This window comes from Tropicimonas sp. IMCC34011 (assembly GCF_003390865.1).
Taxonomy (GTDB): domain Bacteria; phylum Pseudomonadota; class Alphaproteobacteria; order Rhodobacterales; family Rhodobacteraceae; genus Tropicimonas_B.
This window is the reverse complement of record NZ_QMEJ01000005.1, coordinates 325933-352103: the sequence shown is the minus strand read 5'-3', so window position 1 is coordinate 352103 and position 26171 is coordinate 325933. Positions and strand designations below refer to the sequence as shown.

Below are 26171 nucleotides of genomic sequence, written 5' to 3'. Positions count from 1 at the left end.
CAGACTTTCCTCGTTGCTGCTGGTTAAAAACCCCGTTCCGTCCTCCGTAGGCAGACCGGAGACCGGCTTCAGATGAGGCGGTTCTCCTGTGCTCTCTGGATTGCCTCCGCAGTCGTCCGGGCCATGAGGCGCTCTCGCGCGGACGTCAGTCTGGCCTTCAGTGCGCTTTCCGAAATGTCGAGTTTTGCGGCCGCGGCAGCATGACGATGCCCTGCCGCGATCAATCGCAGGGCTTCTTTCTGCGCCTGTGTCAGCTTTTCCGGCGGCTCGGTGATCGCGTGCAGACGGGTGACGACGCCCTCGATCGCGGCGATTTCGTCGTCATGGTACTCACGGTCGCTTCGGGCACATCCGACGATGGTTCGGGAGGAGAGCGGCCCCCGGGAGACAACGCATCCGTACCGCAAACCGAAGCTCGCGGCCTCGTCCAGAATGCCGAACGGATCAGGGATTCCGAGCGCGCTCCAACGCGCACTCCCTTCCGTCGAGAAGCCCCACGCGATCATCGGATCGCGAAGCGCATATCCACGCGCCGTGTAATGATCGACCCATTCCTGGCGATAGGTCGAAGCGGTGATCAGCGGCGCGACAAAACGTATATGAAGACCCGCATGATATCCCTCGGGAGCCATTTTCCCGAGTTTCTCAAGTTCACGCTCTATTCCGATATGTCCGGGCATACCTTTTTAGATAGGTTGCCAGGGTTTCGGTCAACGCGCCGCGATTCAATTAAGGAAGATTAATGGCGACATGTGGGCCATTTACGCCCCCTTGTTGCCGCAAAACCCGATCCGGTCACCCTCCCGTCACGCGGACCCTACGTCAACCTTGCGCAATGCCCGAAAAAAAAGAGGCAGCCCGGAATGGGGCCGCCTCTTGAATGCAGATCATTCTCTGTCCCGCGCGAATTGCGCAGGAAAAACGATTAAGCGTCCGCGTCTTCTTCGACGAGGCGCGCACGGTCGGCCGCGCCCTTGGCATCGGGATCGCGGTCCACGAACTCGATGATGGCCATCGGCGCCATGTCGCCATAGCGGAAGCCGGCTTTCATGATGCGGACGTAGCCGCCCTGGCGCTCGGCGTAGCGCGGGCCGAGGACGTCGAAAAGCTTGGCGACGTGGATGTCCTGCTTGAGCTGCGAGGCGGCCTGACGGCGCGCATGCAGATCGCCGCGCTTGCCGAGGGTGACGAGCTTCTCGACGATGCGGCGAAGCTCCTTCGCCTTGGGCAGCGTCGTCTTGATCTGCTCGTGCTCGATCAGCGAGCCGGACATGTTGGCGAACATCGCCTTGCGATGCTCGTGGGTGCGGTTCAGGCGGCGGTATCCGCGGGCGTGACGCATGATGGTCTCCTTACGTGTTTTGCTTTGTCCGGCGGCCGATGCGTGTCAGGCCGCTCTCCTTGGGGCAGATGCCCGGATCGTGGGGCGGGGCACCATACGGCGCCCCTGCCCTTGTCGTCGGATCAGAACTGATCTTCGAACTTCTTCGCCAGGTCCTCGATGTTCTCCGGCGGCCATTCCTCGACGTCCATTCCGAGATGAAGGCCCATGCCCGAGAGCACTTCCTTGATCTCGTTCAGCGACTTGCGGCCGAAGTTCGGCGTCCGCAACATCTCTGCCTCGGTCTTCTGGATCAGATCGCCGATGTAGACGATGTTGTCGTTCTTCAGGCAGTTGGCAGACCGCACGGACAGTTCGAGCTCGTCCACCTTCTTCAGCAGAAGCGGGTTGAACTCGAGGCCATCGTCGCCCTCATCAGAACGGGCCGATTCCGGCTCGTCGAAGTTGACGAAGATGGAAAGCTGGTCCTGCAGGATGCGCGCCGCGTAGGCCACGGCATCGTCGGGGCTGACGGAGCCGTCGGTCTCGAGCTTGAGCGTCAGCTTGTCGTAGTCCAGCACCTGACCTTCACGGGTGGGCTGCACGTCATAGCTGACCCGCTTGACCGGCGAGTAGATCGCGTCGATCGGGATCAGCCCGATCGGAGCGTCTTCGGGGCGGTTCTTGTCCGCCGCGACGTAGCCCTTACCGGTGTTGACGGTCAGCTCCATGTAGACGCTGGCGCCCTCGTCCACGTGGCAGATCACGTGGTCCTTGTTCAGCACCTCGATGCCGGCGCTCTCGGAGATGTCGCCGGCGGTGACGATGCCGGGCCCCTTGTAGGAGATCGAGACGCGCTTCGGGCCGTCCACGTCCATGCGGATCGAGACACCCTTGAGGTTCAGGACGATGTCCGTGACGTCCTCGCGGACGCCGGCAACCGAAGAGAACTCGTGCAGGACGTTGTCGATCTGCACCGAAGTGATAGCGGCGCCCTGCAGCGAGGACATCAGCACACGGCGCAGCGCGTTGCCGAGGGTGAGGCCGAAACCGCGCTCCAGGGGTTCTGCGACGACCGTCGCGGACCGCTGGGGCACGTTGCCAGGCTTCACTTCAAGCTGCATCGGCTTGATGAGTTCCTGCCAGTTCTTATGGATCATGTATGTCGCCTCCATACCTGTTCGGGGCCCATGTCCGTGGCCGCGAACGCCCGAGGTTCAAAATGACGAAAGGGGGCGCCCAAGCCGCCTGCATGGCAGCCGGGGCGACCCCGATAATCTCGACGGATCAGACGCGGCGACGCTTGGGCGGGCGGCAGCCGTTGTGCGCGATGGGCGTGACGTCCCGGATCGCGGTGATGTTGAAGCCGGCCGCGGCGAGGGCGCGAAGAGCGCTTTCACGGCCAGAGCCCGGCCCCTGCACTTCGACTTCCAGCGTCTTCACGCCATGTTCCTGAGCCTTCTTGCCGGCATCTTCGGCGGCCATCTGGGCGGCGAAGGGGGTCGACTTGCGCGAGCCCTTGAAGCCCATGGTGCCGGCGGACGACCATGAAATGGCGTTGCCCTGCACGTCGGAGATCAGGATCTTGGTGTTGTTGAACGAAGAGTTCACATGCGCCACACCAGCGGCGATGTTCTTGGAGACCTTCTTGCGCGTGGTCTGACGGCGATCGCGTGCCATGTTCGTGGTCCTCCCTTACTTCTTCTTGCCGGCAATGGCCTTTGCGGGGCCTTTGCGGGTGCGAGCGTTGGTGTGGGTGCGCTGACCGCGCACCGGGAGGTTCCGGCGGTGACGAAGGCCGCGGTAGCAGCCGAGGTCCATCAGCCGCTTGACGTTCATCTGCACTTCACGGCGCAGGTCGCCCTCGACGGTGAAATTCGCATCGATATGCTCACGGATCTGGAGAACTTCGCTGTCGGACAGCTCGTTCACGCGGCGGGCCGAGTCGATGCCGACGGCCTCACAGATCTGTTTCGCGGAATCCTGGCCGATGCCATGGATGTAGGTCAGCGCAATGGGAACGCGCTTCGCCGTCGGGATGTTGACGCCAGCGATACGTGCCAAGTGATATGTCCTTTTCCGGTTGCGGTTCCGTAACGCCAGAACCTTTTTTCACAACAGACGACCCGGTGGTGCCGTGAGGCGACCGGGCCGAAAATAAGAGTACGCGCGGGGGAATCGGGTTCCCACGCGCGGAAGTCGCCCAATACTGCCAGCGGCAAGAGACGTCAAGCGCAGCGTTTACGCTTTGTCAAGAATCGAGGAGATGGCCGAGGACACCGCCGCGATCTCGCCAAGCCCGTCCACGGAGGACAGCTCGTCCCTGGCATAGTAGTAGCCGATGAGCGGGCTCGTCTTCTTGTAATACTCCAGGAGGCGCTGCTTCAGGCTCTCGGCGTTGTCATCCGCGCGGCGCCGCAGATCGGTGGAGCCGCAATGATCGCAGACCCCCTCCTCCGACGTCGGACGGGTCTCGTCGTGGTAGACCTCGCCGCAATTGCCGCAGGTAAACCGCCCGGAGACCCGGCGCACCAGCGCTTCGTCCTCGACCTGCATGGAGATCACCGCGTCGAGCGTCTCGCCCCGGCGCCTGAGCAGTTCGCCGAGGGCGTCCGCCTGGGCCAGAGTGCGAGGGAACCCGTCGAAGATGAAGCCGCCCTCCGGCCTATCGCCGGCAAGACGCTCCTCGATCAGGCCGATGACGATCTCGTCGGTCACCAGTTCCCCGCGCGCCATGACGTCTGCCACGCGGTTGCCCATCTCGGTCCCGCTATCCTTGGCGGCGCGCAACATGTCGCCGGTGGAGAGCTGTTCCATGGCCCGCTCCTCCACGAGCGTCCGGGCCTGCGTTCCCTTGCCGGCGCCCGGGGGGCCAAGAAGAATGATGTTCATCGGCGTGCTGTCCCTTTCCTCCCGCCCCGGCGTTTGCCCCGGAGCTGGGACTTCTCAATAAGTCCTTCGTACTGGTGGGCCAAGAGGTGGCTCTGGACCTGCTGGATCGTGTCCATGGTCACCGACACGACGATCAGGACGGACGTGCCGCCGAAATAGAACGGGATCGCGAACTGCGAGCGGATGATTTCGGGCAGAAGGCAGACGAGCGCCAGGTAGGCCGAGCCGAGCACGAGGATGCGGTTCACGACATATTCGAGGTAATCCGCGGTGCGCTTGCCGGGCCGGATGCCGGGGATGAACCCGTTCTGGTTCTTGAGGTTGTCCGCCACATCGTCCGTCTTGAAGGAGACGTTGTGGGTGTAGAAATATGTGAAGAACACGATCATCGCGGCGAAGAACAGCAGGTAGAGCGGCTGCCCCGGCCCGAAATACGCCAGGATCGTCGACATGACCGGTCCGGACTGGCCACCGGAGAAGGTGGAGATCGTCGTCGGCAGCAGAAGCAGCGAGGACGCGAAGATCGCCGGGATGACGCCGGCCGGGTTCACCTTGACCGGAAGATGGCTGGTGCCGCCGTCATACATCTTCATGCCGACCTGCCGGCGCGGGTACTGGATGTGGATCTTCCGCAGGGCCCGCTCCATGAACACCACGAAGCCGATCACGGCGATGACCATGAGGATCACGCCGATGATGAGCACCGGGCTGATCGTGCCAGAGCGGCCGGAGGCCAGGAACTGCGCCAGCGCGCCAGGAATCTCGGCGATGATGCCGACGAAGATGATCAGCGAGATGCCGTTGCCGACGCCGCGTGCGGTGATCTGCTCGCCGAGCCACATCAGGAACATCGTGCCGCCGACAAGCGTGACCACGCAGGAGGCGATGAAGAACAGGCCGGGATCAGCGACGAAGGGAATGCCGTTCGCCTCGCCGGCCTGCAGCGAGACCGCAAGACCGTAGGCCTGGAACGTCGCAAGGAAAACCGTGCCGTACCGGGTGTACTGGTTGATCTTCTTCCGGCCCTGCTCGCCCTCCTTCTTGAGCTGCTCGAGCGAGGGCACGAGCGCCGTGAGGAGCTGCACGATGATCGAGGCGGAGATGTAGGGCATGATGCCGAGGGCGAAAATGCCCATCCGGCCGAGCGCCCCGCCGGTGAACATCGAAAGGATGCCCCCGATGCCGCTGGCCGCATCCTCCATGAAGACGCGCAGGGCGCCGCCGTCGATACCGGGCACCGGGATGTAGGTGCCGAGGCGGTAGACGATCAGGAGGCCGAGCGTGAACAGGATCCGGCGGCGCAGTTCGGTCGCCTTGCCGAACGCCCCCCAGCTCATGTTGGCGGCCATTTGCTCTGCTGCTGATGCCATGTGCATCGGTCCTTTCATGCAGACGCCGCCGGGCCGGTAAAAACGGCCCGGCGGCGCCGGAATACCAAGGCGAGATGTAAGGGGGTCGGTGCCCCCTCACAACCGCTTATTCAGTCGCAGCCTGGGGCGTCTTCGTCTCGATGGAGCCACCCGCCTTCTCGACCGCGTCGACCGCGGACTTGGAGGCGCCGGCCACCTTGAGCGCGACCTTGGAGGTCAGCTCACCCTTGGCGAGGATGCGCACGCCGTCGAGCTTGCGGCGCACGAGGCCGGATGCGACCAGCGCGTCCTCGTCGATATCGCCAGCTTCGAGCTTGCCCGCATCGATGAACTTCTGCAGCTGACCGAGGTTGACGACGGCCCATTCCTTGCGGTTCGGCTTGTTGAAGCCGCGCTTCGGAAGACGCTGGTAGAGCGGCATCTGGCCGCCCTCGTAGGCATTGATCGCCACGCCCGAACGGGACTTCTGACCCTTGATACCGCGACCCGCGGTCTTGCCCTTGCCGGAGCCGGGGCCGCGCGCGATGCGCTTCTTCTTCGGGGAGGAGCCGATTGCCGGCGCGAGTTCGTTGAGTTTCATGTCGCTCTCTCCTTGCCGGACGCACCCCACGAGCGAAGACGGGATGGACGCGGCCTGATTGTTGGTGGATCCGCACATGTGCACGGAAACGGAAGCGACGCCCCCCGGTCCCCGGGAAGCGCCTGGAATCGAATGCTTGGCTTAGCCGCGCTCTTCGATGATCTCGACCAGATGCGGGATCTTGCGAACCATGCCGCGGATCGAGGGGGTATCCTCGAGCTCGCGGGTCTTGTGCATCTTGTTCAGCCCGAGGCCGATCAGCGTCTGGCGCTGATTGGCGGGGCGGCGGATCGGCGAGCCGATCTGCTTGACGACGATGGTCTTGGCCATGGCTTACGCGTCCTCGGAGACTTGCGCGGACGCCTCGGGGGCCTCGTCACGCTTGGGGAGGATGTCCGAGACCTTCTTGCCACGACGCTGCGCGACATGACGGGGGCTGCTCTCGCGGGAGAGACCCTCCATCGTGGCCCGGATCATGTTGTAGGGGTTCTGCGTGCCGATGGACTTCGCCACGACATCATGAATCCCCAGCATCTCGAAGATCGCGCGCATCGGACCGCCGGCGATGATGCCGGTACCGGTCGCTGCGGTCCGCATCACGACACGGCCGGCGCCATGGCGCCCTTCGATGTCATGGTGCAGGGTGCGGCCCTCGCGCAGCGGAACGCGGATGAGCCCACGCTTCGCCTGCTCGGTCGCCTTGCGGATGGCCTCGGGGACCTCCTTGGCCTTGCCCTTGCCGAAACCGACGCGGCCCTTCTGGTCACCAACCACGACGAGCGCAGCGAAACCGAAGCGCTTACCGCCCTTCACCGTCTTGCTGACGCGGTTGATCGCCACGAGGCGGTCGGCGAATTCCGGGTTCTCGTCGCGATCGCGACGATTGCCCCGGCGATTGTCATCTCTTGCCATATCCCGTCTCCTCAGAACTTCAGTCCGTTCTCACGCGCAGCATCGGCCAGAGCCTTGATGCCACCGTGGAACAGGAACCCGCCGCGGTCGAAGTAGCACTCCTCGACGCCGGCCGCTTTCGCGCGCTCGGCAATCGCGGCGCCGACCTTGGCCGCTGCCTCGACGTTGTTCTTGCCGACCACGCCGAGATCCGACTCCAGCGAGGAGGCGGCGGCGAGGGTGCGACCCTGAACATCGTCGATCAGCTGGACGCTGATGTTCTTGTTGCTGCGGTGAACCGACAGGCGCGGGCGCCCGACGGCCGTCTTGCGGAGTTTGTTCCGAACGCGCAGACGGCGCTTGAGGAACAGATCTCTTTTACTGTTAGCCATCTTGCCGTCCTTACTTCTTCTTGCCTTCCTTGCGGAAGATATACTCGTCTTTGTACTTGATACCCTTGCCCTTGTAGGGCTCGGGAGCACGCCATTCGCGGATGTTTGCCGCAACCTGGCCGACGAGCTGCTGATCGGACCCCTCGACGATGATCTGCGTGACCTTCGGCGCGGTGATCGTGACGCCCTCGGGCACCGCGAAGTTCACCTCGTGGCTGTAACCGAGGTTCAGTTTCAGGACGTTGCCCTGCATCTGAGCCCGGTAGCCGACGCCGTTGATCTCGAGCTCCTTCTTGAAGCCCTCGCTCACGCCGTGGACGAGATTGGCCACCATCGTGCGGGACATGCCCCACTGCTGGCGCGCCCGCTTGGACGTGCCGCGCGGGGTAACGCTGACGGCGCCGTCTTCGACGGACAACGTCACATCGTCGGTGGCGGTGAAGCTGCGGGTGCCCTTGGGACCCTTCACTTCGACGGTCTGGCCGGAGACTTTCGCCTCAACCCCGGAGGGCAGCGCGACCGGTCTTTTACCAATTCGAGACATCGTGCCCTCCTATCAGAAGATCGTGCAGAGCACTTCGCCGCCCACGTTCTCGGAGCGCGCGGAATGATCCGACATGACACCCTTCGACGTGGAGACGATGGACACGCCCAGGCCCTGACGGACCGACGGGATGTCCTTGACGCTCATGTACACCCGGCGGCCGGGCTTGGAGACGCGCTGCAGCTCGCGAATGACCGGCTGGCCTTCGAAATACTTCAGGCTGATCTCGAGTTCGGGGAACGCCCCGTCCTCGATCCGCTCGTAGCCACGAATGTAGCCCTCGCTCGCCAGCACATCGAGCACCCACGCGCGGACCTTGGAGGCCGGCGTGCGTACGGTGGACTTACCACGCATCTGCGCATTGCGGATACGGGTCAGCATATCGCCCAGAGGATCGTTCATACCATACCCTCCTTACCAGCTCGACTTGACCATGCCGGGAATCTGGCCTTCGGAGGCCAGCTCGCGCAGCATGATACGGCTCAGGCCCAGCTTGCGGTAATACGCACGCGGACGGCCGGTGAGTGCACAGCGGTTGTGAAGCCGCGTGGGGGAAGAGTTCCGCGGAAGCTCGGCCAGCTTGAGCCGGGCCTTGAAGCGCTCCTCTACGGGACGGTTCTCGTCGTTCGCGATATCCTTCAGCGCCTGCCGCTTGGCGGCGTACTTCTCCACCAGCCGCTGGCGCTTCTTCTCGCGCTCGATCATTGCTTTTTTCGCCATGTCGATATTCCTCAGCTGGTAAAGGGCATGTTGAAATGCTTCAACAGCGCCTTGGCTTCCGCGTCGGTCTTCGCGGTGGTGCAGATGATGATGTCCATGCCCCAGACCTCGTCGACCTTGTCGTACTCGATCTCGGGGAAGACGATGTGCTCTTTCAGGCCCATGGCGTAGTTGCCACGGCCGTCGAAGCTCGTCCCCTTCACGCCGCGGAAGTCCCGCACGCGGGGCAGCGCGATCGTGATCAGGCGATCGAAGAACTCGTACATGCGGTCACCGCGGAGCGTGACCTTGGCACCGAGCGGCATTTCCTCACGAACGCGGAAGCCGGCGATCGACTTCTTGGCGCGCGTGACGACGGCCTGCTGGCCGGTCAGCTTGGTCAGGTCATCCTGGGCGGATTTGGCCTTCTTGCTGTCCCGGACGGCCTCGGAGCCCGCGCCGATGTTCAGCACGATCTTGTCGAGACGCGGCACCATCATGCCGTTGGAGTAGGAAAACTCCTCGGTCAGCTTGCCGCGGATCTCGTCGCGGTAGAGCTGACGGAAGCGCGGTGTGTAGGTGGTCGAATCAAGCATCGATCACGTCCCCCGTGGTCTTGGCGAAGCGGACCTTCTTGCCGTCCTCGACGCGGAAACCGACGCGCGTCGGCTTGCCGTTCTTGTCGACGAGGGCGAGGTTCGACAGCTCGATCGGCATCGGGACAGGCCGGCGGCCGCCCTGCTGCTGCTGGCTCTGGCGGGTGTGACGGACGGCGACGTTGATGCCTTCCACGACAGCCTTGCCGGACTTGGGATCGACAGACTGGATCGTACCGGTCTGCGTCTTGTCCTTGCCCGCGAGCACGACGACCTTGTCACCTTTTTTGAGCTTGGCGGCCATCAGAGCACCTCCGGCGCAAGCGAGATGATCTTCATGAAGTTCTTCGCGCGCAGCTCGCGCACCACCGGCCCGAAGATACGGGTGCCGACAGGCTCGCCCGCATTGTTCAGGATGACGGCCGCGTTGCGGTCGAAGCGGATGGCTGTTCCGTCGTCACGACGGACTTCCTTGGCGGTCCGAACGACGACGGCCTTGCGGACATCGCCCTTCTTGACGCGGCCACGCGGAATAGCCTCCTTGACCGACACCACGATGATGTCGCCCACGGAGGCGTATTTACGCTTGGACCCGCCGAGGACCTTGATGCACTGCACCCGGCGTGCGCCGGAATTGTCAGCGACATCCAGATTGGTCTGCATCTGGATCATTAGGTTTCTCCCGACCTTTGGGGGGCTCTGATCGCCCTATCCCCAGGGTTTCGCTCAAACCGGAACGTGGTCCGGGCCGTTATACGGCCTCGACCACCTCCCAGCGCTTGCTCTTCGACACCGGGGCGCATTCCTGGATACGGACTACGTCGCCGGTCTTGAACTTGTTGCCCTCGTCGTGGGCGCGGTACTTCTTGGACTTCCGGATCGTCTTCTTGAGAACCGGATGCGTGATGCGGCGCTCGACGAGGACGGTCACGGTGTCCGCGTTCTTGTCGCTGGTCACGGTGCCTTGGAGGATACGCTTGGGCATGGTCTCAGGCCTCCGTCGCGGCGCCGGCCGCCTTTTCGTTCAGAATGGTCAGGACACGGGCAGTGTCGCGACGAACCGTACGCATGCGCGCAGTGTTCTCCGCCGCGCCGGTCGCGACCTGGAAGCGCAGGTTGAACGCTTCCTTTTTCAGGCTGACGAGCTGATCGCGCAGCTCATCGGGCGTCTTGTCTCTGAGATCCTTGGCGGTGTTCGCCATGGGTCACCTTTCCTTTCAACATCACGAGAGCGCCCCGTCGGCGGGTAACGCTGATTCCCGTGGAGTTCGTGAATGAGGGGGCCGTCTACGCGCTGCGGGGAAACATTGCAAGCCCTGTCACGCCGGCCTCTTTCCTCGCCGCCCTGCCCCACCGGACCGGAGCGAAGGCGCCCTGCGCTCTAGGGGCGCATTGCGTCTGGACCTAGCGACTGAAGCACGCGTCCCGACTGTCCGGCGGGGTGTACCCGCCTGCAATCTGCGCGCCCTGCCCCATTGAACGGCAAAGCCCCCGGCGGACGAACCGCCGGGGGCCTGATCTCTTCATGGCAGGGCCTGCAGCCTTACCAGTCCTCGCGAACCACGAGGCGCGTCTTGATCGGCAGCTTCATGGACGCAAGGCGAAGTGCCTCGCGGGCCACGGCATCGGTGACGCCGTCAATCTCGAACATGATCCGGCCCGGCTTCACCTTGGCCGCCCAGAAGTCGACGGAGCCCTTACCCTTACCCATCCGGACTTCGGTGGGCTTCGACGTGACGGGCACGTCGGGGAAGATGCGGATCCAGACACGGCCCTGACGCTTCATGTGACGCGTCATGGCACGACGGGCCGCCTCGATCTGACGCGCGGTGACGCGCTCGGGCTGGGTCGCCTTCAGACCATAGGTGCCGAAGTTCAGGTCATACCCGCCCTTCGCCTCGCCGTGGATACGGCCCTTGTGCTGTTTGCGGAACTTGGTGCGCTTTGGTTGCAGCATCTCGTTCTCTCCTTACCGGCCACGACCGCCGCCGCGCGGGGCGGGGCCGTCCTGGATCTCTTGAGCACGACGATCGCGCGCGGCGGGGTCATGCTCCATGATCTCGCCTTTGAAGATCCACACCTTGACACCGATGATGCCGTAGGGCGTCTGACCTTCGGCCAGGGCGTAGTCGATGTCGGCACGAAGGGTGTGCAGGGGCACGCGGCCCTCGCGATACCACTCCGTCCGGGCGATCTCGGCGCCGCCGAGGCGACCCGCGACGTTGACCCGGATGCCGAGCGCACCCATGCGCATGGCGGACTGGACGGACCGCTTCATGGCACGACGGAAGCTGACACGACGCTCGAGCTGCTGCGCGATGCTTTCGGCGACCAGGGCCGCGTCCATCTCGGGCTTGCGAACCTCGACGATGTTGAGGTGCAGCTCGCTGTCGGTGATCTTCGCCAGCTTCTTGCGCAGGACCTCGATGTCCGCACCCTTCTTGCCGATGATGACCCCCGGACGCGCCGTGTGGATCGTCACGCGGCACTTACGGTGCGGGCGCTCGATGATGATCCGGCTGATGCCGGCCTGCTTGCATTCCTTCTCGATGAACTCGCGGATCTTAATGTCCTCGAGCAGAAGGGTGCTGTACTCTTTGGTATCGGCGTACCAGCGGCTGTCCCAGGTGCGGTTGACCTGCAGGCGCATGCCGATCGGATTGACCTTATGACCCATCAGGCTTGCTCCTCGACTTGGCGGACCTTGATCGTGATCTCGGCGAACGGCTTCTGAATCCGGCCGAAGCGACCACGCGCCCGCGGACGACCGCGCTTCATCACGAGGTTCTTGCCGACCCAGGCCTCTGCGACGACGAGCTCGTCGACGTCGAGGTTATGGTTGTTCTCGGCATTCGCGATGGCGGACTGCAGACATTTCCGCACGTCCTCGGCGATACGCTTCTTGGAGAAGGTGAGATCGCTGAGAGCGCGCTCGACCTTCTTGCCCCGGATCATGGCCGCGACGAGGTTCAGCTTCTGGGGGGACGTCCGCAGCATGCGGGTCTTCGCCAGAGCCTCGTTCTCCGCCACGCGGCGAGGGTTCTTCTCCTTGCCCATGACTTACTTCCTCTTCGCTTTCTTGTCGGCGGCGTGCCCGTAATAGGTACGGGTGGGCGCATATTCGCCGAACTTCTGGCCGATCATGTCCTCGGACACGTTCACCGGCACATGCTTGTGGCCGTTATAGACACCGAACGTCAGACCGACGAACTGCGGAAGGATGGTGGAGCGGCGCGACCAGATCTTGATGACCTCGCTGCGGCCGGATTCCCGGGATTTCTCGGCCTTCTTCAGGACGTACGCGTCGACGAAGGGGCCTTTCCAGACGGAACGGGTCATAGCTTAGCGCCCCTTTTTGCGAGCGTGGCGGGAGCGAAGAATGAGCTTCTGCGACGCCTTGTTGGTGTTGCGGGTGCGCGCACCCTTGGTCGGCTTGCCCCAGGGCGTGACGGGGTGACGGCCGCCCGAGGTGCGGCCTTCGCCGCCGCCATGCGGGTGGTCGATCGGGTTCATCACGACACCGCGGACCGAAGGACGAATGCCATGGTGGCGCATCCGACCGGCCTTGCCGAAGTTCTGGTTCGACTGGTCCGGGTTCGAGACGGCGCCGACCGTGGCCATGCATTCCTGGCGCACGAGACGAAGCTCGCCGGAGGAAAGCCGGATCTGGGCGTAGCCGCCGTCGCGACCGACGAACTGGGCGTAGGTGCCCGCGGCGCGAGCGATCTGGCCGCCCTTGCCGGGCTTCAGCTCGATGTTGTGGACGATCGTGCCGATCGGCATGCCCGAGAACGGCATCGCGTTGCCCGGCTTCACGTCGACGCGGCTGCCCGCGATGACCTTGTCACCGATGGCGAGGCGCTGCGGCGCGAGGATGTAAGCCTGTTCGCCGTCTTCATAACGCACGAGGGCGATGAACGCGGTCCGGTTGGGATCGTATTCGATCCGCTCGACCGTCGCGGAGACGTCGAACTTCGTCCGGCGGAAATCGACGATTCTGTAGAGACGCTTCGCCCCGCCGCCGCGGCGGCGCATCGTGATCCGTCCGGTGTTGTTCCGGCCACCCTTCTTCGACAAACCCTCGGTGAGGGATTTGACGGGGCGACCTTTCCAAAGCTCCGAACGGTCGATCAGAACCAGCCCGCGCTGGCCAGGCGTCGTCGGATTGTACGACTTGAGTGCCATGCTTTCTGTCTTCCGTTTCTATTGCCGGGGAAGACCCCGGCAGGACTTCTTCAGTGTCGGAAAAAGCGAGCGGCCCCGGTCGCCCGGGGCCGCCTGCGATGGGGCCTGATATTAGAGGCCCGTTGTCACGTCAATGGTGTTCCCCTCCTCGAGGGTCACATAGGCTTTCTTGACGTCAGCGCGGCGGCCGGGGCGTCCCCGGAAGCGCTTGGTCTTGCCTTTCGTGATGGTGGTGTTGACCGCCTTCACCTTCACATTGAACAGGGTTTCGACCGCTTCCTTGATCTGCGGCTTGGCCGCACTCATGGAGACCTCGAAGACAACCGCGTTCGCTTCCGATGCGAGCGTGGCCTTCTCCGTGATGATCGGCTTGCGGATCACGTCGTAGTGGTCGGGTTTCGCGCTCATTTCAGACGGGCCTCCAGAGCTTCGACACCCGCTTTCGTGAGCACGAGCGTGTCACGGTTGAGGATGTCATAGACATTGGCGCCGACAGAGGGGAGCACGTCGAGGCCGGCGATGTTCGCCGCAGCGCGGGCGAAGTTGCCGTCGACCTCGGCGCCGTCGATGACGAGCACCTTGCGCCAGCCGCGGTCGGCGACATGCTTGGCGAGGGCCTTCGTCTTGACCTCTTCGAGAGCCGCGGACTCGATGATGACGAGCTTGCCATCACGGGCCTTGTCGCTCAGCGCCATCTTCAGGCCGAGCTTGCGGATCTTCTTCGGCAGGTCGTGCGCATGGCTGCGCGGGGTCGGACCCTTGTAGGTACCACCCTTGCGGAAGATCGGAGCGTTGCGGTCGCCGTGACGCGCGCCGCCCGTGCCTTTCTGGCGATAGATCTTCTTGGTCGAGTAGCTCGTTTCGGAGCGGGTCTTCACCTTGTGGGTGCCGGCCTGCGCGCGAGCGCGCTGCCAGCGGACCACGCGGTGGAGGATGTCCGCACGGGGCTCGACGCCGAAGACCTCGTCGCCGAGATCCACGGTGCCGGCCTCGCCGCCATCCAGCTTGATCACGTCGAGTTTCATTTGTCTTCGTCTCCTTCGGGCGCATTGCCCTCGGCATCGGAATTGTCCGCCTTGGAGGATTCACCGGCGATATCGGCCTCGGCCTCCTTCAGCGCGGCTTCTTCCTGTGCGGCCTGCTCAGCGGCCAGACGCTCGGCCTCGGCGGCCTCCGCGGCGGCGGCTTCATCGGCAGCTTCCTGGGCCAGACGTTCGGCTTCGCGGGCGGCGGACTTGAGGGCCGCCGGAAGGATCACGTTCTCGGGCACCGGCTTCTTGACGGCATCCTTGATCGTGACCCAGCCACCCTTTGAGCCCGGCACGGCACCCTTCACCATGATCAGGCCGCGATCCGCATCGGTGCGGACGACCTGGAGGTTCTGGGTGGTGATCCGCGCGGCGCCCATGTGACCGGCCATCTTCTTGCCCTTGAACACCCGTCCGGGGTCCTGACACTGGCCGGTGGAGCCGTGCGAACGGTGGCTGATCGACACGCCGTGAGACGCGCGAAGGCCGCCGAAATTGTGCCGCTTCATGGCACCCTGAAAGCCCTTACCGATCGACGTCCCGCTGACGTCGACGTACTGGCCTTCGAAGTAGTGGTTCGCGGTGATTTCCTCACCGACACCGATCAGATTGTCGGCATCGACGCGGAATTCCGCAATCTTCCGCTTCGGCGCAACATTGGCGACGGCAAAGTGGCCGCGCATCGCCTGCGTGGTCCGCTTGGCCTTGGCCGAGCCGGCGCCGAGCTGAACGGCGGAGTAGCCATCCTTTTCAGCCGTCCGCTGCGCGACGACCTGAAGTTCGTCGAGCTGCAATACGGTCACGGGGATCTGCTTCCCGTCCTCCATGAAGAGGCGGGTCATGCCGACCTTCCGTGCGATCACTCCAGAGCGCAACATCGAAGGTCCTCCTCAGTTAAGCTTGATCTCGACGTCCACACCGGCGGCAAGGTCGAGCTTCATGAGCGCGTCCACCGTCTGCGGGGTCGGATCTACGATGTCGAGAAGACGCTTGTGCGTCCGGATTTCCCACTGGTCGCGCGACTTCTTGTCGACATGCGGACCGCGCAGGACGGTGAACTTCTCGATCTTGTTCGGGAGCGGGATGGGGCCGCGCACCTGGGCGCCCGTCCGCTTGGCCGTGGAGACGATCTCCTGCGTGCTGGCATCCAGCACGCGGTAATCGAACGCCTTCAGCCGGATACGGATGTTCTGGCTCTGCATCTTTGTCTTGCCTTTCGAGGCGTGTCCGTGAGCCGGAGAGGTGGAGGAGGCTCATCCACCCCCACGTCGCGGTCTTAGTCTTGTGGTGGACAGGGGGGCCCGGCATTGCCGTCCCCCCTGCCATTCACCGTGTGGTTCGGGATGATCCCGAAGCCCCTCGCCTCTTGATCACTCGATGATCTTGGAGACGACGCCGGCGCCGACGGTGCGGCCGCCTTCACGGATGGCGAAGCGGAGCTTCTCTTCCATGGCGATCGGCGCGATCAGTTCGACCTCGAAGGACACGTTGTCCCCGGGCATCACCATCTCCGTGCCTTCGGCCAGCGTCACCGTCCCGGTCACGTCCGTCGTGCGGAAGTAGAACTGCGGGCGGTAGTTGGCGAAGAACGGCGTGTGACGGCCACCCTCTTCCTTGGTCAGGATGTACGCCTCGGCCTCGAACTTCTTGTGCGGCTTCACCGAGCCGGGCTTGCACAGGACCTGCCCGCGCTCGACGCCTTCACGGTCGATGCCGCGCAGCAGCGCGCCGATGTTGTCGCCAGCCTCGCCGCGATCCAGCAGCTTGCGGAACATCTCGACGCCCGTGCAGGTCGTCGTCTTGGTGTCGCGGATGCCGACGATCTCGATGGAATCGCCCACGTTGATCACGCCACGCTCGACGCGGCCCGTCACGACCGTACCGCGGCCGGAGATCGAGAACACGTCTTCGATCGGCATCAGGAACGGCTGGTCCACGGGACGCTCGGGCGTCGGGATGTAGTCATCCACGGCGGCCATCAGCTCGCGCACCTTGTTCTCGCCGATTTCCGGGTTGTCGCCGTTCATGGCGGCAAGCGCGGAGCCCGAGATGATCGGGATATCGTCGCCCGGGAAGTCGTAGGAGGACAGAAGCTCGCGAACTTCCATCTCGACGAGCTCGAGGAGCTCCTCGTCATCCACCTGGTCGACCTTGTTCATGAACACCACGAGGCCGGGAACGCCGACCTGGCGGGCCAGAAGGATGTGCTCGCGCGTCTGCGGCATCGGGCCGTCGGCCGCGTTCACGACCAGGATCGCGCCGTCCATCTGCGCCGCGCCCGTGATCATGTTCTTCACGTAGTCGGCGTGGCCGGGGCAGTCGACGTGCGCGTAGTGACGCGCGTCCGTCTCGTATTCCACGTGCGCCGTCGAGATCGTGATCCCGCGCGCCTTCTCCTCCGGCGCGCCGTCGATCTGGTCGTACGCGCGGAAGTCCCCGAAATACTTCGTGATCGCCGCCGTCAGCGTCGTCTTGCCGTGGTCCACGTGACCGATCGTGCCAATGTTCACGTGCGGCTTGTTGCGTTCGAACTTCTGCTTAGCCATCTCGGCCTCCTTGTCGTCTCTCATGCGGTGGGCGACGCGGCGCCCACCCTAACCGTCGGGTGGTGTAGGGTGGGCGCTGGCGCCCACCGCAGGTCAGGCGTACTTCGCCTGGATTTCTTCGCTGATGTTCTGCGGAACGGCCTCGTAGTGGTCGAACTGCATCGTGAACTGCGCGCGGCCCGAGGACATCGAACGCAGCGTGTTGATGTAGCCGAACATGTTCGCCAGCGGAACGAAGGCCTCGATCGCGATCGCGTTGCCGCGCGGATCCTGACCCTGAACCTGCCCGCGACGGGAGGTCAGGTCGCCGATGACGTTGCCCGTGTACTCTTCGGGCGTGACGACCTCGACGCGCATCACCGGCTCGAGCAGCTTGGCGCCGGCCTTGCGCAGACCTTCACGCATGGCCATCCGGCTGGCGATCTCGAAGGCGAGGACCGAGGAGTCCACGTCGTGGAACTTGCCGTCGATCAGCGCGACCTTGAAGTCGATCACCGGGAAGCCGGCGAGCGGACCGCTGTCCATCACCGAGTTGATGCCCTTCTCGACACCGGGGATGTATTCCTTCGGAACAGCACCACCGACGATCTTGCTCTCGAAGGAGTACCCTTCGCCCGGCTCGGTCGGGGTGATCTGCAGCTTCACCTCGGCGAACTGACCCGAACCACCCGACTGCTTCTTGTGGGTGTAGGTGTGCTCGATCGGCATCGAGATGGTCTCGCGATAGGCCACCTGCGGCGCACCGATGTTCGCCTCGACCTTGAACTCCCGCTTGAGGCGGTCGACGAGGATGTCGAGGTGAAGTTCGCCCATGCCCTTCATGATCGTCTGACCGGACTCAAGGTCGGTTTCGACGCGGAAGGACGGATCCTCGGCAGCGAGACGCTGGAGGCCGGCGGACATCTTCTCCTGGTCGGCCTTCGTCTTCGGCTCGACCGCGATCTCGATGACCGGATCGGGGAACGTCATCGTCTCGAGCACCACCTGCTTCTGCTGGTCGCAGAGGGTGTCGCCCGTGGTGGTCTCCTTGAGACCGGCCAGCGCGATGATGTCGCCCGCGAACGCTTCCTCGATTTCCTCGCGGTTGTTCGAGTGCATCATCATCATGCGGCCGATGCGCTCGCGCTTGCCCTTCGTCGAGTTCATGATCGAGTCGCCCTTCTTGAGGACGCCCGAGTAAACGCGGGTGAAGGTGAGCGAGCCGACGAACGGGTCGTTCATGATCTTGAACGCAAGGCCGGCGAAGGGCTGGCTGTCGTCCGCATTGCGGGCGATGTCGCGGGTCTCGGTCTCGTCATCGGGCGAGAAGCCCATGTACGCGGGAACATCGAGCGGACCCGGCAGGTAGTCGATGACGGCGTTCAGGAGGGGCTGGACGCCTTTGTTCTTGAACGCGGAGCCGGCGAGGACCGGAACGAAGCTCAGCGACAGCGTGCCCTTGCGGATCAGGCTGCGGAGCGTCGGAAGATCGGGCTCGTTGCCTTCGAGATAGGCTTCCATCGCCTCGTCGTCCTGCTCGACGGCGTGCTCGATGAGGGTGCCACGCATCTCTTCGGCGCGATCCTTGAGATCGTCGCGAATGTCCTGGACGACCCAGCTCGCGCCGAGATCCTCACCCTTCCAGACCCATTCCTTCATGGTCACGAGATCGACGATGCCCTCGAGCTCGTCCTCGGCGCCGATCGGCATCTGGATCGGAACGGGCGTCGCGCCGGTCCGGTCGCGGATCATGTCCACGCAGTTCCAGAAGTCCGCACCGATCTTGTCCATCTTGTTGACGAACACGATCCGCGGAACCTTGTAGCGGTCGGCCTGACGCCAGACGGTCTCGGTCTGGGGCTCGACACCGGCATTGGCATCCAGCACGCAGATCGCGCCGTCGAGAACGGCGAGCGAACGCTCCACCTCGATGGTGAAGTCGACGTGTCCCGGCGTGTCGATGATGTTGAACCGGAAGGAGGCTTCCTGCGGCGTGTCGCCGTAGATGCCGGTCGGGTTCGCGCCGTCCTCGGTGCGGAACCAGAACGTGGTCGTCGCAGCGGAGGTGATCGTGATGCCCCGCTCCTGCTCCTGCTCCATCCAGTCCATCGTCGCGGCGCCGTCGTGGACTTCGCCGATCTTGTGGGACTTGCCGGTGTAGAACAGGATGCGCTCGGTGCAGGTCGTCTTGCCGGCGTCGATGTGGGCCATGATACCGAAGTTGCGGTAGCGGCCGAGGGAATAGTCGCGTGCCATGGGATGGGTCCTCAGGCTGGGATTTCGGTTACCAGCGGTAGTGGCTGAACGCGCGGTTCGCGTCGGCCATCTTGTGGGTGTCCTCGCGCTTCTTCACGGCGCTTCCGCGGGAGTTGACGGCATCGGCCAGCTCACCGGCCAGACGCTCTTCCATGGTATTCTCGTTGCGGGCGCGGCTGGCGGTGATCAGCCAGCGGATCGCCAGCGCCTCGCGGCGCTCGGGGCGCACTTCGACGGGCACCTGGTAGGTGGCGCCGCCGACCCGGCGGGAGCGCACCTCGACAGAGGGCTTCACGTTGTCGAGGGCTTCGTCGAACACCTCGATGGGGGAGCGCTTGAGGCGCCCCTCGACCCGATCGAGGGCGGAATAGACGATGCGCTCGGCGACGGACTTCTTGCCGTCGATCATCAGGTTGTTCATGAACTTCGTCAGAACAATCGAGCCGAACTTGGCGTCCGGCAGTACTTCGCGCTTCTCGGCGGCATGGCGACGGGACATCGCTTCTTCTCCTTACTTCGGACGCTTGGCGCCGTACTTCGAACGACGCTGACGGCGGTCCTTGACGCCCTGGGTGTCGAGGACACCACGGAGGATGTGATAGCGGACGCCCGGAAGGTCTTTCACCCGGCCACCGCGAATCAGGACCACGGAGTGCTCCTGGAGATTGTGACTTTCGCCGGGAATGTAGCTGATGACCTCGTACCCGTTGGTCAGCCGCACCTTGGCGACTTTCCGCATGGCCGAGTTCGGCTTCTTCGGCGTGGTGGTGTAGACGCGCGTGCAGACGCCACGCTTTTGCGGGCACCCTTCGAGGTGCAGCGACTTCGACCTTTTAACTTTGGGCTGCCGCGGCTTGCGGATCAGCTGCTGGATCGTCGGCATTCGGTTCCCCGTATCGCTTCCATCAGGCGCGCGCGTACCGCGCGGATAGTTCACATCGAATGCGCATTGCGCGTCCGCAAAACGCAAAGACCGCAGGCGCTTCCTCGATCGCGGAAACGACGCGGTGGAATTCCAGAGGATCGGGGCATCTTGCCCGGATCGTGACCACTTCAGTTCTGTATTCTCATCCCGGGGCAACAGGCCGCTCCGGCTTGAGTGGCCGGTCTCTAGGGGGAATCGGAGGGCGTGTCAACAGACCCTTCACGATCTGTTAGCATGAAGCCCTCCTCCTTCACGTCCTTGGCCGGATCAGGACCTCCTGCGGTCCCGCGGTCCGCGACCGTCCCAGGGCGCGCTCGCGGTAGAAGGTGAACACACCCATCGTCACGACGATTGCCGCGCCAGCGAGCGTCAGAGGACGCGGCCAGTCGCCGAAGACGAGCCAGCCGAGGAGCAGCGCCCAGAGGAGCGAGCTGTACCGCATCGGCGCGACGACTGCGATCTCCCCGACCCGCATGGCAAGAATCGAAAAGACGTAGCCGAAGAGGATCGCGGCGGAGGCTCCGGCGAGGATGCCGGTCGCTCCCGGCTCCATTGGCGCCCACCCCCCGTTCACCGTCGCTGCGAACGCCGCTGCAAGGCCGACTCCGCCCGCCGTGAGGGTGGCCACCACCATAGAGGGGACCGCGGCACTCAGGCGCCGTGTGCAGAGATCCCTCACGGTGACGGCTCCGACAGCCGCAAGGCACAGGAGGGAATGCACCGTGAACCCCTCCGTCCCCGGCCGCACCATCAGCAGGACGCCGAGGAAACCCACGACGATGGCGCTGAGGCGCTTCCACCCCACCGGCTCGCCGAGAAACGCCGCACCGGCAAGCGTGACGGCGAGCGGCACGGCCTGCAGGATCGCCGTCGCGTTTGCGAGCTCCATGTGGAAGAGCGCGCCGATGAAGGTGAAGGCCGCAACGATCTCCGCGGCGACGCGCAAGGCGATGAGCGAACGGTCCCGGCCCGCAAGGCGGAGCTGCCGCCATTGCCCGAGGGCCAGTGCGAGTAGCGCGAGAAGGACGGTCGTTCCGACGCCGCGGAGTGCGATGGTCTGGAAGAGCGGGATGTCCGAGGACAGGATCTTGATCGCCGTGTCGTTGAGCGTGAAGGCAGCCATGCTGCCCAGCATCAAGAGCGCACCGCGGGCATTGTCACCGAGCATACGAACCTGTCCGCGTGTGTAGTTCGCCAAGCGCTAGCGCGGCGGCAGGGGAGCGGCAAGAGCCCCCGGACGGGAAGGGCCCGGATGACAGTCGCTAGGCGCTTGCGCGCGCGCCTTACTTCAGCACCGAGAACCCCGCCGCCGGGGGACCTGCGTCCTGCACGTCGAGGGTATCCACCTGCGCGAGGGAGGGGCCGCGCCGCATCTCCTTGAGCATCCGATCGACCGTGTCCGGCGGGCCGGAGAGGCAGGCCGAGACGCTGCCGTCCGTCTCGTTGCGCACCCAGCCGTCTAGCCCGAACACCTCGGCGCGCTCTTTCGTCCAGGCCCGGAAGGACACGCCCTGAACGCGCCCCGTCACCCGCACCGCCACAGATCTTGCTGCATCATCCATGGGGAGGGACCTAGTCGCCCTGCCCCGCTCCGCCAGTCCCCCCCGCCCCGCAAACGAAAACGCCCCGGCCGTTGGGCCGGGGCGCTTCCTGTTCAAAGTGAACCGCAGGATCAGTCGAGATTCTCGTCGGTGTTCACGACGATCTCGGTCTCGTCGCGGCCAGCGATCTCTTCCTCGACCGGCGCGGCGAGGGCAGCGGCCTTCTCGGCCTCGGCCCGGCGCTCGTCGATCACCTTGCTGTCCCGCTCGGATGCGATGCGGCGCATCCGCGAGGTCGCGCCACCCGTACCGGCCGGGATGAGACGGCCCACGATGACGTTCTCCTTGAGGCCCACGAGCTTGTCCCGCTTGCCCTGCACCGAGGCTTCGGTGAGGACGCGCGTGGTCTCCTGGAACGAAGCCGCCGAGATGAAGCTGCGGGTCTGCAGCGACGCCTTGGTGATCCCGAGAAGGATCGGCTCGCCCTTGGCAGGCTCGCGCTTCTCCGAGATGGCCTTCGCATTGGCCGCATCGAACTCCGCCTTGTCCACGTGCTCGCCCTTGAGCAGCGTAGTCTGGCCGCTGTCGAGGATCTCCCACTTCTGGAGCATCTGACGGACGATGACCTCGATGTGCTTGTCGTTGATCTTAACGCCTTGCAGACGATAGACCTCCTGCACCTCGTTGATCATGTAGTTCGCCAGCGCCTCGACCCCGAGGATCGAGAGGATGTCGTGGGGCGCGGGGTTGCCGTCCATGATGTAATCACCCTTGCGGATGAAGTCGCCTTCCTGGACGGGGATGTGCTTGCCCTTCGGCACCATGTACTCGATGGCGGGCGTTCCCTCCTCGGTCGGCTCGATGGAGATCCGGCGCTTGTTCTTGTAGTCGCGCCCGAACTTCACGTGGCCGTCCGCCTCGGCGATGATCGCGTGATCCTTCGGACGGCGCGCCTCGAACAGTTCGGCCACACGCGGCAGACCACCGGTAATGTCCTTCGTCCGTGCACCTTCGCGCGGGATACGGGCCACCACGTCGCCGGCCTTGACCTCAGAACCATCCTCGATGGAGAGGATCGCGTCCACCGACATCGGGTAGGAGACCGGGTTGCCCTGTTCGTTGCGAACCGGCTCGCCCGTCTCGGGATCCATGACGATGATCTCGGGCTTGAGCTCGTTGCCCTTGGGCACCGCGCGCCAGTCCACGACGATCTTCTGCGTCATGCCGGTCGCCTCGTCGGTTTCCTCCCGCACGGCAATGCCGTTCACGAGGTCCACGAAGCGGGCCGTACCCGACTTCTCGGCGATGATCGGGAGGGTATAGGGGTCCCACTCGATCAGCTTGTCGCCGCGCTCGACGCTCTGGCCGTCCTTGACGAAGACCTTGGTGCCGTAGCCGATCTTGAAGATCGCCCGCTCGACGCCCTGGTCGTCCATGATCGCGATGTTCATGTTCCGACCGATCACGACCTGGTCGCCCGCCGAGTTCTCCAGGATGTTGGCATCCCGGAACTCGATCGTGCCGGCCTGGCTCGCCTCCTGGAAGGATTGCTGGCCACCCTGCGCGACGCCGCCGATGTGGAAGGTCCGCATCGTAAGCTGGGTGCCGGGCTCGCCAATGGACTGCGCGGCGATGATGCCGACAGCCTCGCCGACGTTCACCATCGTGCCGCGGGCAAGGTCGCGCCCGTAGCACATGGCGCAGACGCCTTCCTCGGCCTCGCAGGTCAGCGGCGAGCGGATGCGCGCCGAGAGGACCGACGCGGTTTCGATCTCGTCCGCCTTGCGCTCGTCGATCAGCTCGCCCTCGGCCACGATCACCTCGTCGGTGCCGGGAACGAGGATGTCCTCGGCGGCGACGCGGCCGAGCATACGCTCGGAGATCGAGGCGATGACCTCACCGTCGTTGACCGCCGCTTCGACCGTGATCGCGTTGTCCGTACCGCAATCGTGCTGCCGCACGATGCAGTCCTGCGCCACGTCCACGAGACGACGGGTCAGGTAGCCCGAGTTCGCCGTCTTCAGAGCGGTGTCCGACAGACCCTTCCGCGCGCCGTGGGTGGAGTTGAAGTACTCCAGCACGGTCAGGCCTTCCTTGAAGTTCGAGATGATCGGCGTCTCGATGATCTCGCCGGACGGCTTGGCCATCAGGCCGCGCATCCCGCCGAGCTGCTTCATCTGGGTGACCGAGCCACGGGCACCGGAGTGGGCCATCATGTAGACCGAGTTCGGCTCCTCTTCGGCGCCGGCCTCGTTGAACCGCTTGGCGGAGATGGTGTCCATCATCGCCTCGGTGACCTTGTCGTTACACTTCGACCAGGCGTCCACGACCTTGTTGTACTTTTCGCCCTGGGTGATCAGGCCGTCCATGTACTGCTGTTCGAAGTCCTTCACCTGCTCGCGGGTCTCGTCCACGATCGGCCACTTCGTGTCGGGGATGACCATGTCGCCCTTGCCGAAGGAGATGCCCGCGCGGAACGCCTCCTTGAAGCCCATGGACATGATCTGGTCGCAGAAGATGACCGACTCCTTCTGGCCGCAATAGCGGTAGACGGTGTCGATGACGCGCTGCACGTCCTTCTTCCGCAGGAGCTGGTTCACCAGCTCGAACGGCGCCTTGGCGTTCAGCGGCAGGAGCGCGCCAAGACGCACCCGGCCCGGCGTCGTCGTGAAGCGGCGCATGACTTCCTGGCCGTTCTCGTCGATCTGCTTGAGACGGCACTGGATGCGGGAGTGCGTGTGCACCTCGCCCGCGTCCAGGGCATGCTCGACCTCCTCGATCGAGCCGAAGACCATGTCCTGGCCCTTCATGCCCTCGCGCTCCATCGTGATGTAGTAGAGCCCGAGGATCATGTCCTGGGACGGCACGATGATCGGCGCGCCGTTCGCAGGGGACAGCACGTTGTTGGTGGACATCATCAGGACGCGCGCTTCGAGCTGCGCTTCGAGCGACAGCGGGACGTGCACGGCCATCTGGTCACCGTCGAAGTCCGCGTTGAAGGCGGAGCAGACCAGCGGGTGAAGCTGGATGGCCTTGCCTTCGATCAGCGTGGGCTCGAACGCCTGGATGCCGAGGCGGTGCAGCGTGGGCGCGCGGTTCAGAAGGACCGGGTGCTCACGGATGACCTCGTCGAGGATGTCCCAGACTTCGGGACGTTCCTTTTCGACCAGCTTCTTCGCCTGCTTGACGGTGGAGCTGAGCCCCTTCGCCTCGAGCCGCGAATAGATGAACGGCTTGAACAGCTCGAGCGCCATCTTCTTGGGCAGGCCGCACTGGTGCAGCTTCAGTTCGGGACCGGTCACGATGACGGAGCGGCCGGAGAAGTCGACCCGCTTGCCCAGAAGGTTCTGACGGAACCGGCCCTGCTTGCCCTTGAGCATGTCGGACAGCGACTTCAGCGGGCGCTTGTTGGCGCCCGTGATGACGCGGCCGCGGCGGCCGTTGTCGAACAATGCATCGACGGATTCCTGCAGCATCCGCTTCTCGTTCCGGACGATGATGTCCGGCGCGCGCAGCTCGATGAGCCGCTTGAGGCGGTTGTTGCGGTTGATCACGCGGCGATAGAGATCGTTGAGGTCCGACGTCGCGAAGCGGCCGCCATCCAGCGGAACGAGCGGGCGCAGTTCGGGCGGGATGACCGGGATGACGGTCATCACCATCCACTCGGGACGGTTGCCGGATTCGAGGAAGCTCTCGACGATCTTCAGACGTTTGATGATCTTCTTGGGCTTCAGCTCGCCGGTGGCCTCGGCCAGATCCTCGCGAAGCTGCTCGGCGGTCGATTCAAGATCGATCGCGGCCAGCATCTCGCGGATCGCCTCTGCGCCGATGGAGGCCGTGAAGGCGTCCGCGCCGTAGGTATCCTGGGCGTCGAGATACTCCTCCTCGCCCATCAGCTGGCCCTGCGTGAGGTCGGTCAGGCCCGGCTCCACGACGACGTAGTTCTCGAAGTAGAGGATCCGCTCGAGGTCGCGCAGGGTCATGTCCAGCATCAGGCCGATGCGGGACGGAAGCGACTTGAGGAACCAGATGTGGGCAACGGGCGCGGCCAGCTCGATGTGGCCCATGCGCTCGCGGCGGACCTTCTGCAGCGTGACCTCGACGCCGCATTTCTCGCAGACGATGCCGCGATACTTCATCCGCTTGTACTTGCCGCAAAGGCACTCGTAGTCCTTGATCGGACCGAAGATGCGCGCGCAGAACAGGCCGTCACGCTCAGGCTTGAACGTACGGTAGTTGATCGTCTCGGGCTTCTTGATCTCGCCGAAGGACCAGCTGAGGATCCGCTCGGGGCTCGCGAGGCTGACCTTGATCTCGTCGAAGACCTTGGGCGGGGTCAGCGGGTTGAACGGGTTCTGGGTGAGTTCCTGGTTCATTGCGATTTCCTAAAACAGGGGCGGTGGGGAGAGGGCCGGACGGCCGCCGC

Annotated in this window: 35 protein-coding genes; all 35 read right to left on the bottom strand. The window is 64.3% G+C overall.

Features of this window, described 5'->3' with window-relative positions:
• Positions 1–68: 68 nt before the first annotated feature.
• The 35 genes from DQG15_RS16025 to rpoC all read right to left on the bottom strand — a co-directional run bounded on the left by DQG15_RS16025 (position 69) and on the right by rpoC (position 26121).
• Positions 69–680, bottom strand: a complete 612-nt coding sequence (locus DQG15_RS16025) for an autoinducer binding domain-containing protein (protein ID WP_116086992.1) — start codon at positions 678–680, stop codon at positions 69–71.
• 245 nt (positions 681–925) lie between these two features.
• A complete protein-coding gene (gene rplQ, locus DQG15_RS16020; protein ID WP_116086990.1) occupies positions 926–1342 on the bottom strand; it encodes a 50S ribosomal protein L17 in 417 nt (138 codons plus the stop codon).
• A 122-nt stretch (positions 1343–1464) separates the two neighbouring features.
• Entirely contained in the window at positions 1465–2481 is a 1017-nt protein-coding gene (locus tag DQG15_RS16015; RefSeq protein WP_116087261.1) for a DNA-directed RNA polymerase subunit alpha, read from the bottom strand.
• A 127-nt stretch (positions 2482–2608) separates the two neighbouring features.
• Positions 2609–3001, bottom strand: a complete 393-nt coding sequence (rpsK, locus tag DQG15_RS16010) for a 30S ribosomal protein S11 (RefSeq protein WP_116086988.1) — start codon at positions 2999–3001, stop codon at positions 2609–2611.
• 15 nt (positions 3002–3016) lie between these two features.
• The gene (gene rpsM / locus DQG15_RS16005) at positions 3017–3385 is read right to left on the bottom strand and encodes a 30S ribosomal protein S13 (RefSeq protein WP_116086986.1); all 369 of its coding nucleotides are present in this window, start codon (positions 3383–3385) and stop codon (positions 3017–3019) included.
• A 177-nt stretch (positions 3386–3562) separates the two neighbouring features.
• Entirely contained in the window at positions 3563–4213 is a 651-nt protein-coding gene (locus DQG15_RS16000; protein WP_116086984.1) for an adenylate kinase, read from the bottom strand.
• On the bottom strand, positions 4210–5583 hold the full coding sequence (secY, locus tag DQG15_RS15995) for a preprotein translocase subunit SecY (protein ID WP_116086981.1): 1374 nt from the start codon (positions 5581–5583) through the stop codon (positions 4210–4212). The genes DQG15_RS16000 and secY overlap by 4 nt, the downstream gene beginning before the upstream one ends.
• A gap of 106 nt (positions 5584–5689) precedes the next feature.
• Positions 5690–6163: a 50S ribosomal protein L15 gene (gene rplO, locus DQG15_RS15990; RefSeq protein ID WP_116086979.1), complete on the bottom strand. Its 474-nt coding sequence runs from the start codon at positions 6161–6163 to the stop codon at positions 5690–5692.
• A gap of 141 nt (positions 6164–6304) precedes the next feature.
• Positions 6305–6493 carry a 50S ribosomal protein L30 gene (gene rpmD, locus DQG15_RS15985; RefSeq protein ID WP_116086977.1) on the bottom strand — a complete coding sequence of 63 codons (189 nt, stop codon included), beginning with the start codon at positions 6491–6493 and terminating at the stop codon, positions 6305–6307.
• 3 nt (positions 6494–6496) lie between these two features.
• Positions 6497–7075, bottom strand: coding sequence for a 30S ribosomal protein S5 (gene rpsE, locus DQG15_RS15980; RefSeq protein WP_116086975.1), 579 nt, complete (start codon positions 7073–7075; stop codon positions 6497–6499).
• Between the two features lie 11 nt (positions 7076–7086).
• A complete protein-coding gene (gene rplR / locus DQG15_RS15975; RefSeq protein ID WP_116086973.1) occupies positions 7087–7446 on the bottom strand; it encodes a 50S ribosomal protein L18 in 360 nt (119 codons plus the stop codon).
• Positions 7447–7456: 10 nt separating this feature from the next.
• On the bottom strand, positions 7457–7990 hold the full coding sequence (gene rplF / locus DQG15_RS15970; protein WP_116086971.1) for a 50S ribosomal protein L6: 534 nt from the start codon (positions 7988–7990) through the stop codon (positions 7457–7459).
• Positions 7991–8002: 12 nt separating this feature from the next.
• Positions 8003–8392, bottom strand: coding sequence for a 30S ribosomal protein S8 (rpsH, locus tag DQG15_RS15965; protein ID WP_116086969.1), 390 nt, complete (start codon positions 8390–8392; stop codon positions 8003–8005).
• Between the two features lie 12 nt (positions 8393–8404).
• Positions 8405–8710: a 30S ribosomal protein S14 gene (gene rpsN / locus DQG15_RS15960; RefSeq protein ID WP_116086967.1), complete on the bottom strand. Its 306-nt coding sequence runs from the start codon at positions 8708–8710 to the stop codon at positions 8405–8407.
• 11 nt (positions 8711–8721) lie between these two features.
• Complete coding sequence (gene rplE, locus DQG15_RS15955) at positions 8722–9285, bottom strand: 50S ribosomal protein L5 (RefSeq protein WP_116086965.1); 564 nt, start codon at positions 9283–9285, stop codon at positions 8722–8724.
• Positions 9278–9589 (bottom strand): 50S ribosomal protein L24, encoded by a 312-nt coding sequence (gene rplX / locus DQG15_RS15950; protein WP_116086963.1) that lies wholly within the window; start codon positions 9587–9589, stop codon positions 9278–9280. The genes rplE and rplX overlap by 8 nt, the downstream gene beginning before the upstream one ends.
• Positions 9589–9957 (bottom strand): 50S ribosomal protein L14, encoded by a 369-nt coding sequence (gene rplN, locus DQG15_RS15945; RefSeq protein WP_047996064.1) that lies wholly within the window; start codon positions 9955–9957, stop codon positions 9589–9591. The genes rplX and rplN overlap by 1 nt, the downstream gene beginning before the upstream one ends.
• A 79-nt stretch (positions 9958–10036) precedes the next feature.
• A complete protein-coding gene (gene rpsQ, locus DQG15_RS15940) occupies positions 10037–10270 on the bottom strand; it encodes a 30S ribosomal protein S17 (RefSeq protein WP_116086961.1) in 234 nt (77 codons plus the stop codon).
• A 4-nt stretch (positions 10271–10274) separates the two neighbouring features.
• Positions 10275–10487 carry a 50S ribosomal protein L29 gene (rpmC, locus tag DQG15_RS15935; RefSeq protein ID WP_116086959.1) on the bottom strand — a complete coding sequence of 71 codons (213 nt, stop codon included), beginning with the start codon at positions 10485–10487 and terminating at the stop codon, positions 10275–10277.
• Between the two features lie 341 nt (positions 10488–10828).
• On the bottom strand, positions 10829–11242 hold the full coding sequence (gene rplP / locus DQG15_RS15930) for a 50S ribosomal protein L16 (RefSeq protein ID WP_116086957.1): 414 nt from the start codon (positions 11240–11242) through the stop codon (positions 10829–10831).
• Between the two features lie 12 nt (positions 11243–11254).
• Complete coding sequence (rpsC, locus tag DQG15_RS15925; RefSeq protein WP_116086955.1) at positions 11255–11962, bottom strand: 30S ribosomal protein S3; 708 nt, start codon at positions 11960–11962, stop codon at positions 11255–11257.
• Positions 11962–12342, bottom strand: a complete 381-nt coding sequence (rplV, locus tag DQG15_RS15920) for a 50S ribosomal protein L22 (RefSeq protein ID WP_116086953.1) — start codon at positions 12340–12342, stop codon at positions 11962–11964. The genes rpsC and rplV overlap by 1 nt, the downstream gene beginning before the upstream one ends.
• 3 nt (positions 12343–12345) lie before the next feature.
• Entirely contained in the window at positions 12346–12624 is a 279-nt protein-coding gene (gene rpsS, locus DQG15_RS15915; protein ID WP_116086951.1) for a 30S ribosomal protein S19, read from the bottom strand.
• A gap of 3 nt (positions 12625–12627) precedes the next feature.
• The gene (rplB, locus tag DQG15_RS15910; RefSeq protein WP_116086949.1) at positions 12628–13470 is read right to left on the bottom strand and encodes a 50S ribosomal protein L2; all 843 of its coding nucleotides are present in this window, start codon (positions 13468–13470) and stop codon (positions 12628–12630) included.
• Positions 13471–13581: 111 nt separating this feature from the next.
• Entirely contained in the window at positions 13582–13878 is a 297-nt protein-coding gene (locus DQG15_RS15905) for a 50S ribosomal protein L23 (protein ID WP_116086947.1), read from the bottom strand.
• Positions 13875–14495 (bottom strand): 50S ribosomal protein L4, encoded by a 621-nt coding sequence (rplD, locus tag DQG15_RS15900; RefSeq protein WP_116086944.1) that lies wholly within the window; start codon positions 14493–14495, stop codon positions 13875–13877. The genes DQG15_RS15905 and rplD overlap by 4 nt, the downstream gene beginning before the upstream one ends.
• Positions 14492–15376 (bottom strand): 50S ribosomal protein L3, encoded by an 885-nt coding sequence (rplC, locus tag DQG15_RS15895; RefSeq protein WP_116086942.1) that lies wholly within the window; start codon positions 15374–15376, stop codon positions 14492–14494. The genes rplD and rplC overlap by 4 nt, the downstream gene beginning before the upstream one ends.
• A 12-nt stretch (positions 15377–15388) precedes the next feature.
• On the bottom strand, positions 15389–15700 hold the full coding sequence (gene rpsJ, locus DQG15_RS15890) for a 30S ribosomal protein S10 (RefSeq protein WP_116086940.1): 312 nt from the start codon (positions 15698–15700) through the stop codon (positions 15389–15391).
• 168 nt (positions 15701–15868) lie between these two features.
• Entirely contained in the window at positions 15869–17044 is a 1176-nt protein-coding gene (gene tuf / locus DQG15_RS15885; RefSeq protein WP_116086907.1) for an elongation factor Tu, read from the bottom strand.
• Between the two features lie 93 nt (positions 17045–17137).
• Entirely contained in the window at positions 17138–19279 is a 2142-nt protein-coding gene (gene fusA / locus DQG15_RS15880) for an elongation factor G (RefSeq protein ID WP_116086938.1), read from the bottom strand.
• Positions 19280–19307: 28 nt separating this feature from the next.
• Positions 19308–19778: a 30S ribosomal protein S7 gene (gene rpsG / locus DQG15_RS15875; RefSeq protein ID WP_116086936.1), complete on the bottom strand. Its 471-nt coding sequence runs from the start codon at positions 19776–19778 to the stop codon at positions 19308–19310.
• A 12-nt stretch (positions 19779–19790) separates the two neighbouring features.
• Complete coding sequence (rpsL, locus tag DQG15_RS15870; protein ID WP_116086934.1) at positions 19791–20162, bottom strand: 30S ribosomal protein S12; 372 nt, start codon at positions 20160–20162, stop codon at positions 19791–19793.
• Positions 20163–20454: 292 nt separating this feature from the next.
• Positions 20455–21372: a DMT family transporter gene (locus DQG15_RS15865; RefSeq protein WP_116086932.1), complete on the bottom strand. Its 918-nt coding sequence runs from the start codon at positions 21370–21372 to the stop codon at positions 20455–20457.
• A gap of 115 nt (positions 21373–21487) precedes the next feature.
• Positions 21488–21766: an acylphosphatase gene (locus DQG15_RS15860; protein ID WP_116086930.1), complete on the bottom strand. Its 279-nt coding sequence runs from the start codon at positions 21764–21766 to the stop codon at positions 21488–21490.
• A 110-nt stretch (positions 21767–21876) separates the two neighbouring features.
• Positions 21877–26121 (bottom strand): DNA-directed RNA polymerase subunit beta', encoded by a 4245-nt coding sequence (rpoC, locus tag DQG15_RS15855; protein WP_116086928.1) that lies wholly within the window; start codon positions 26119–26121, stop codon positions 21877–21879.
• Positions 26122–26171: the final 50 nt, after the last annotated feature.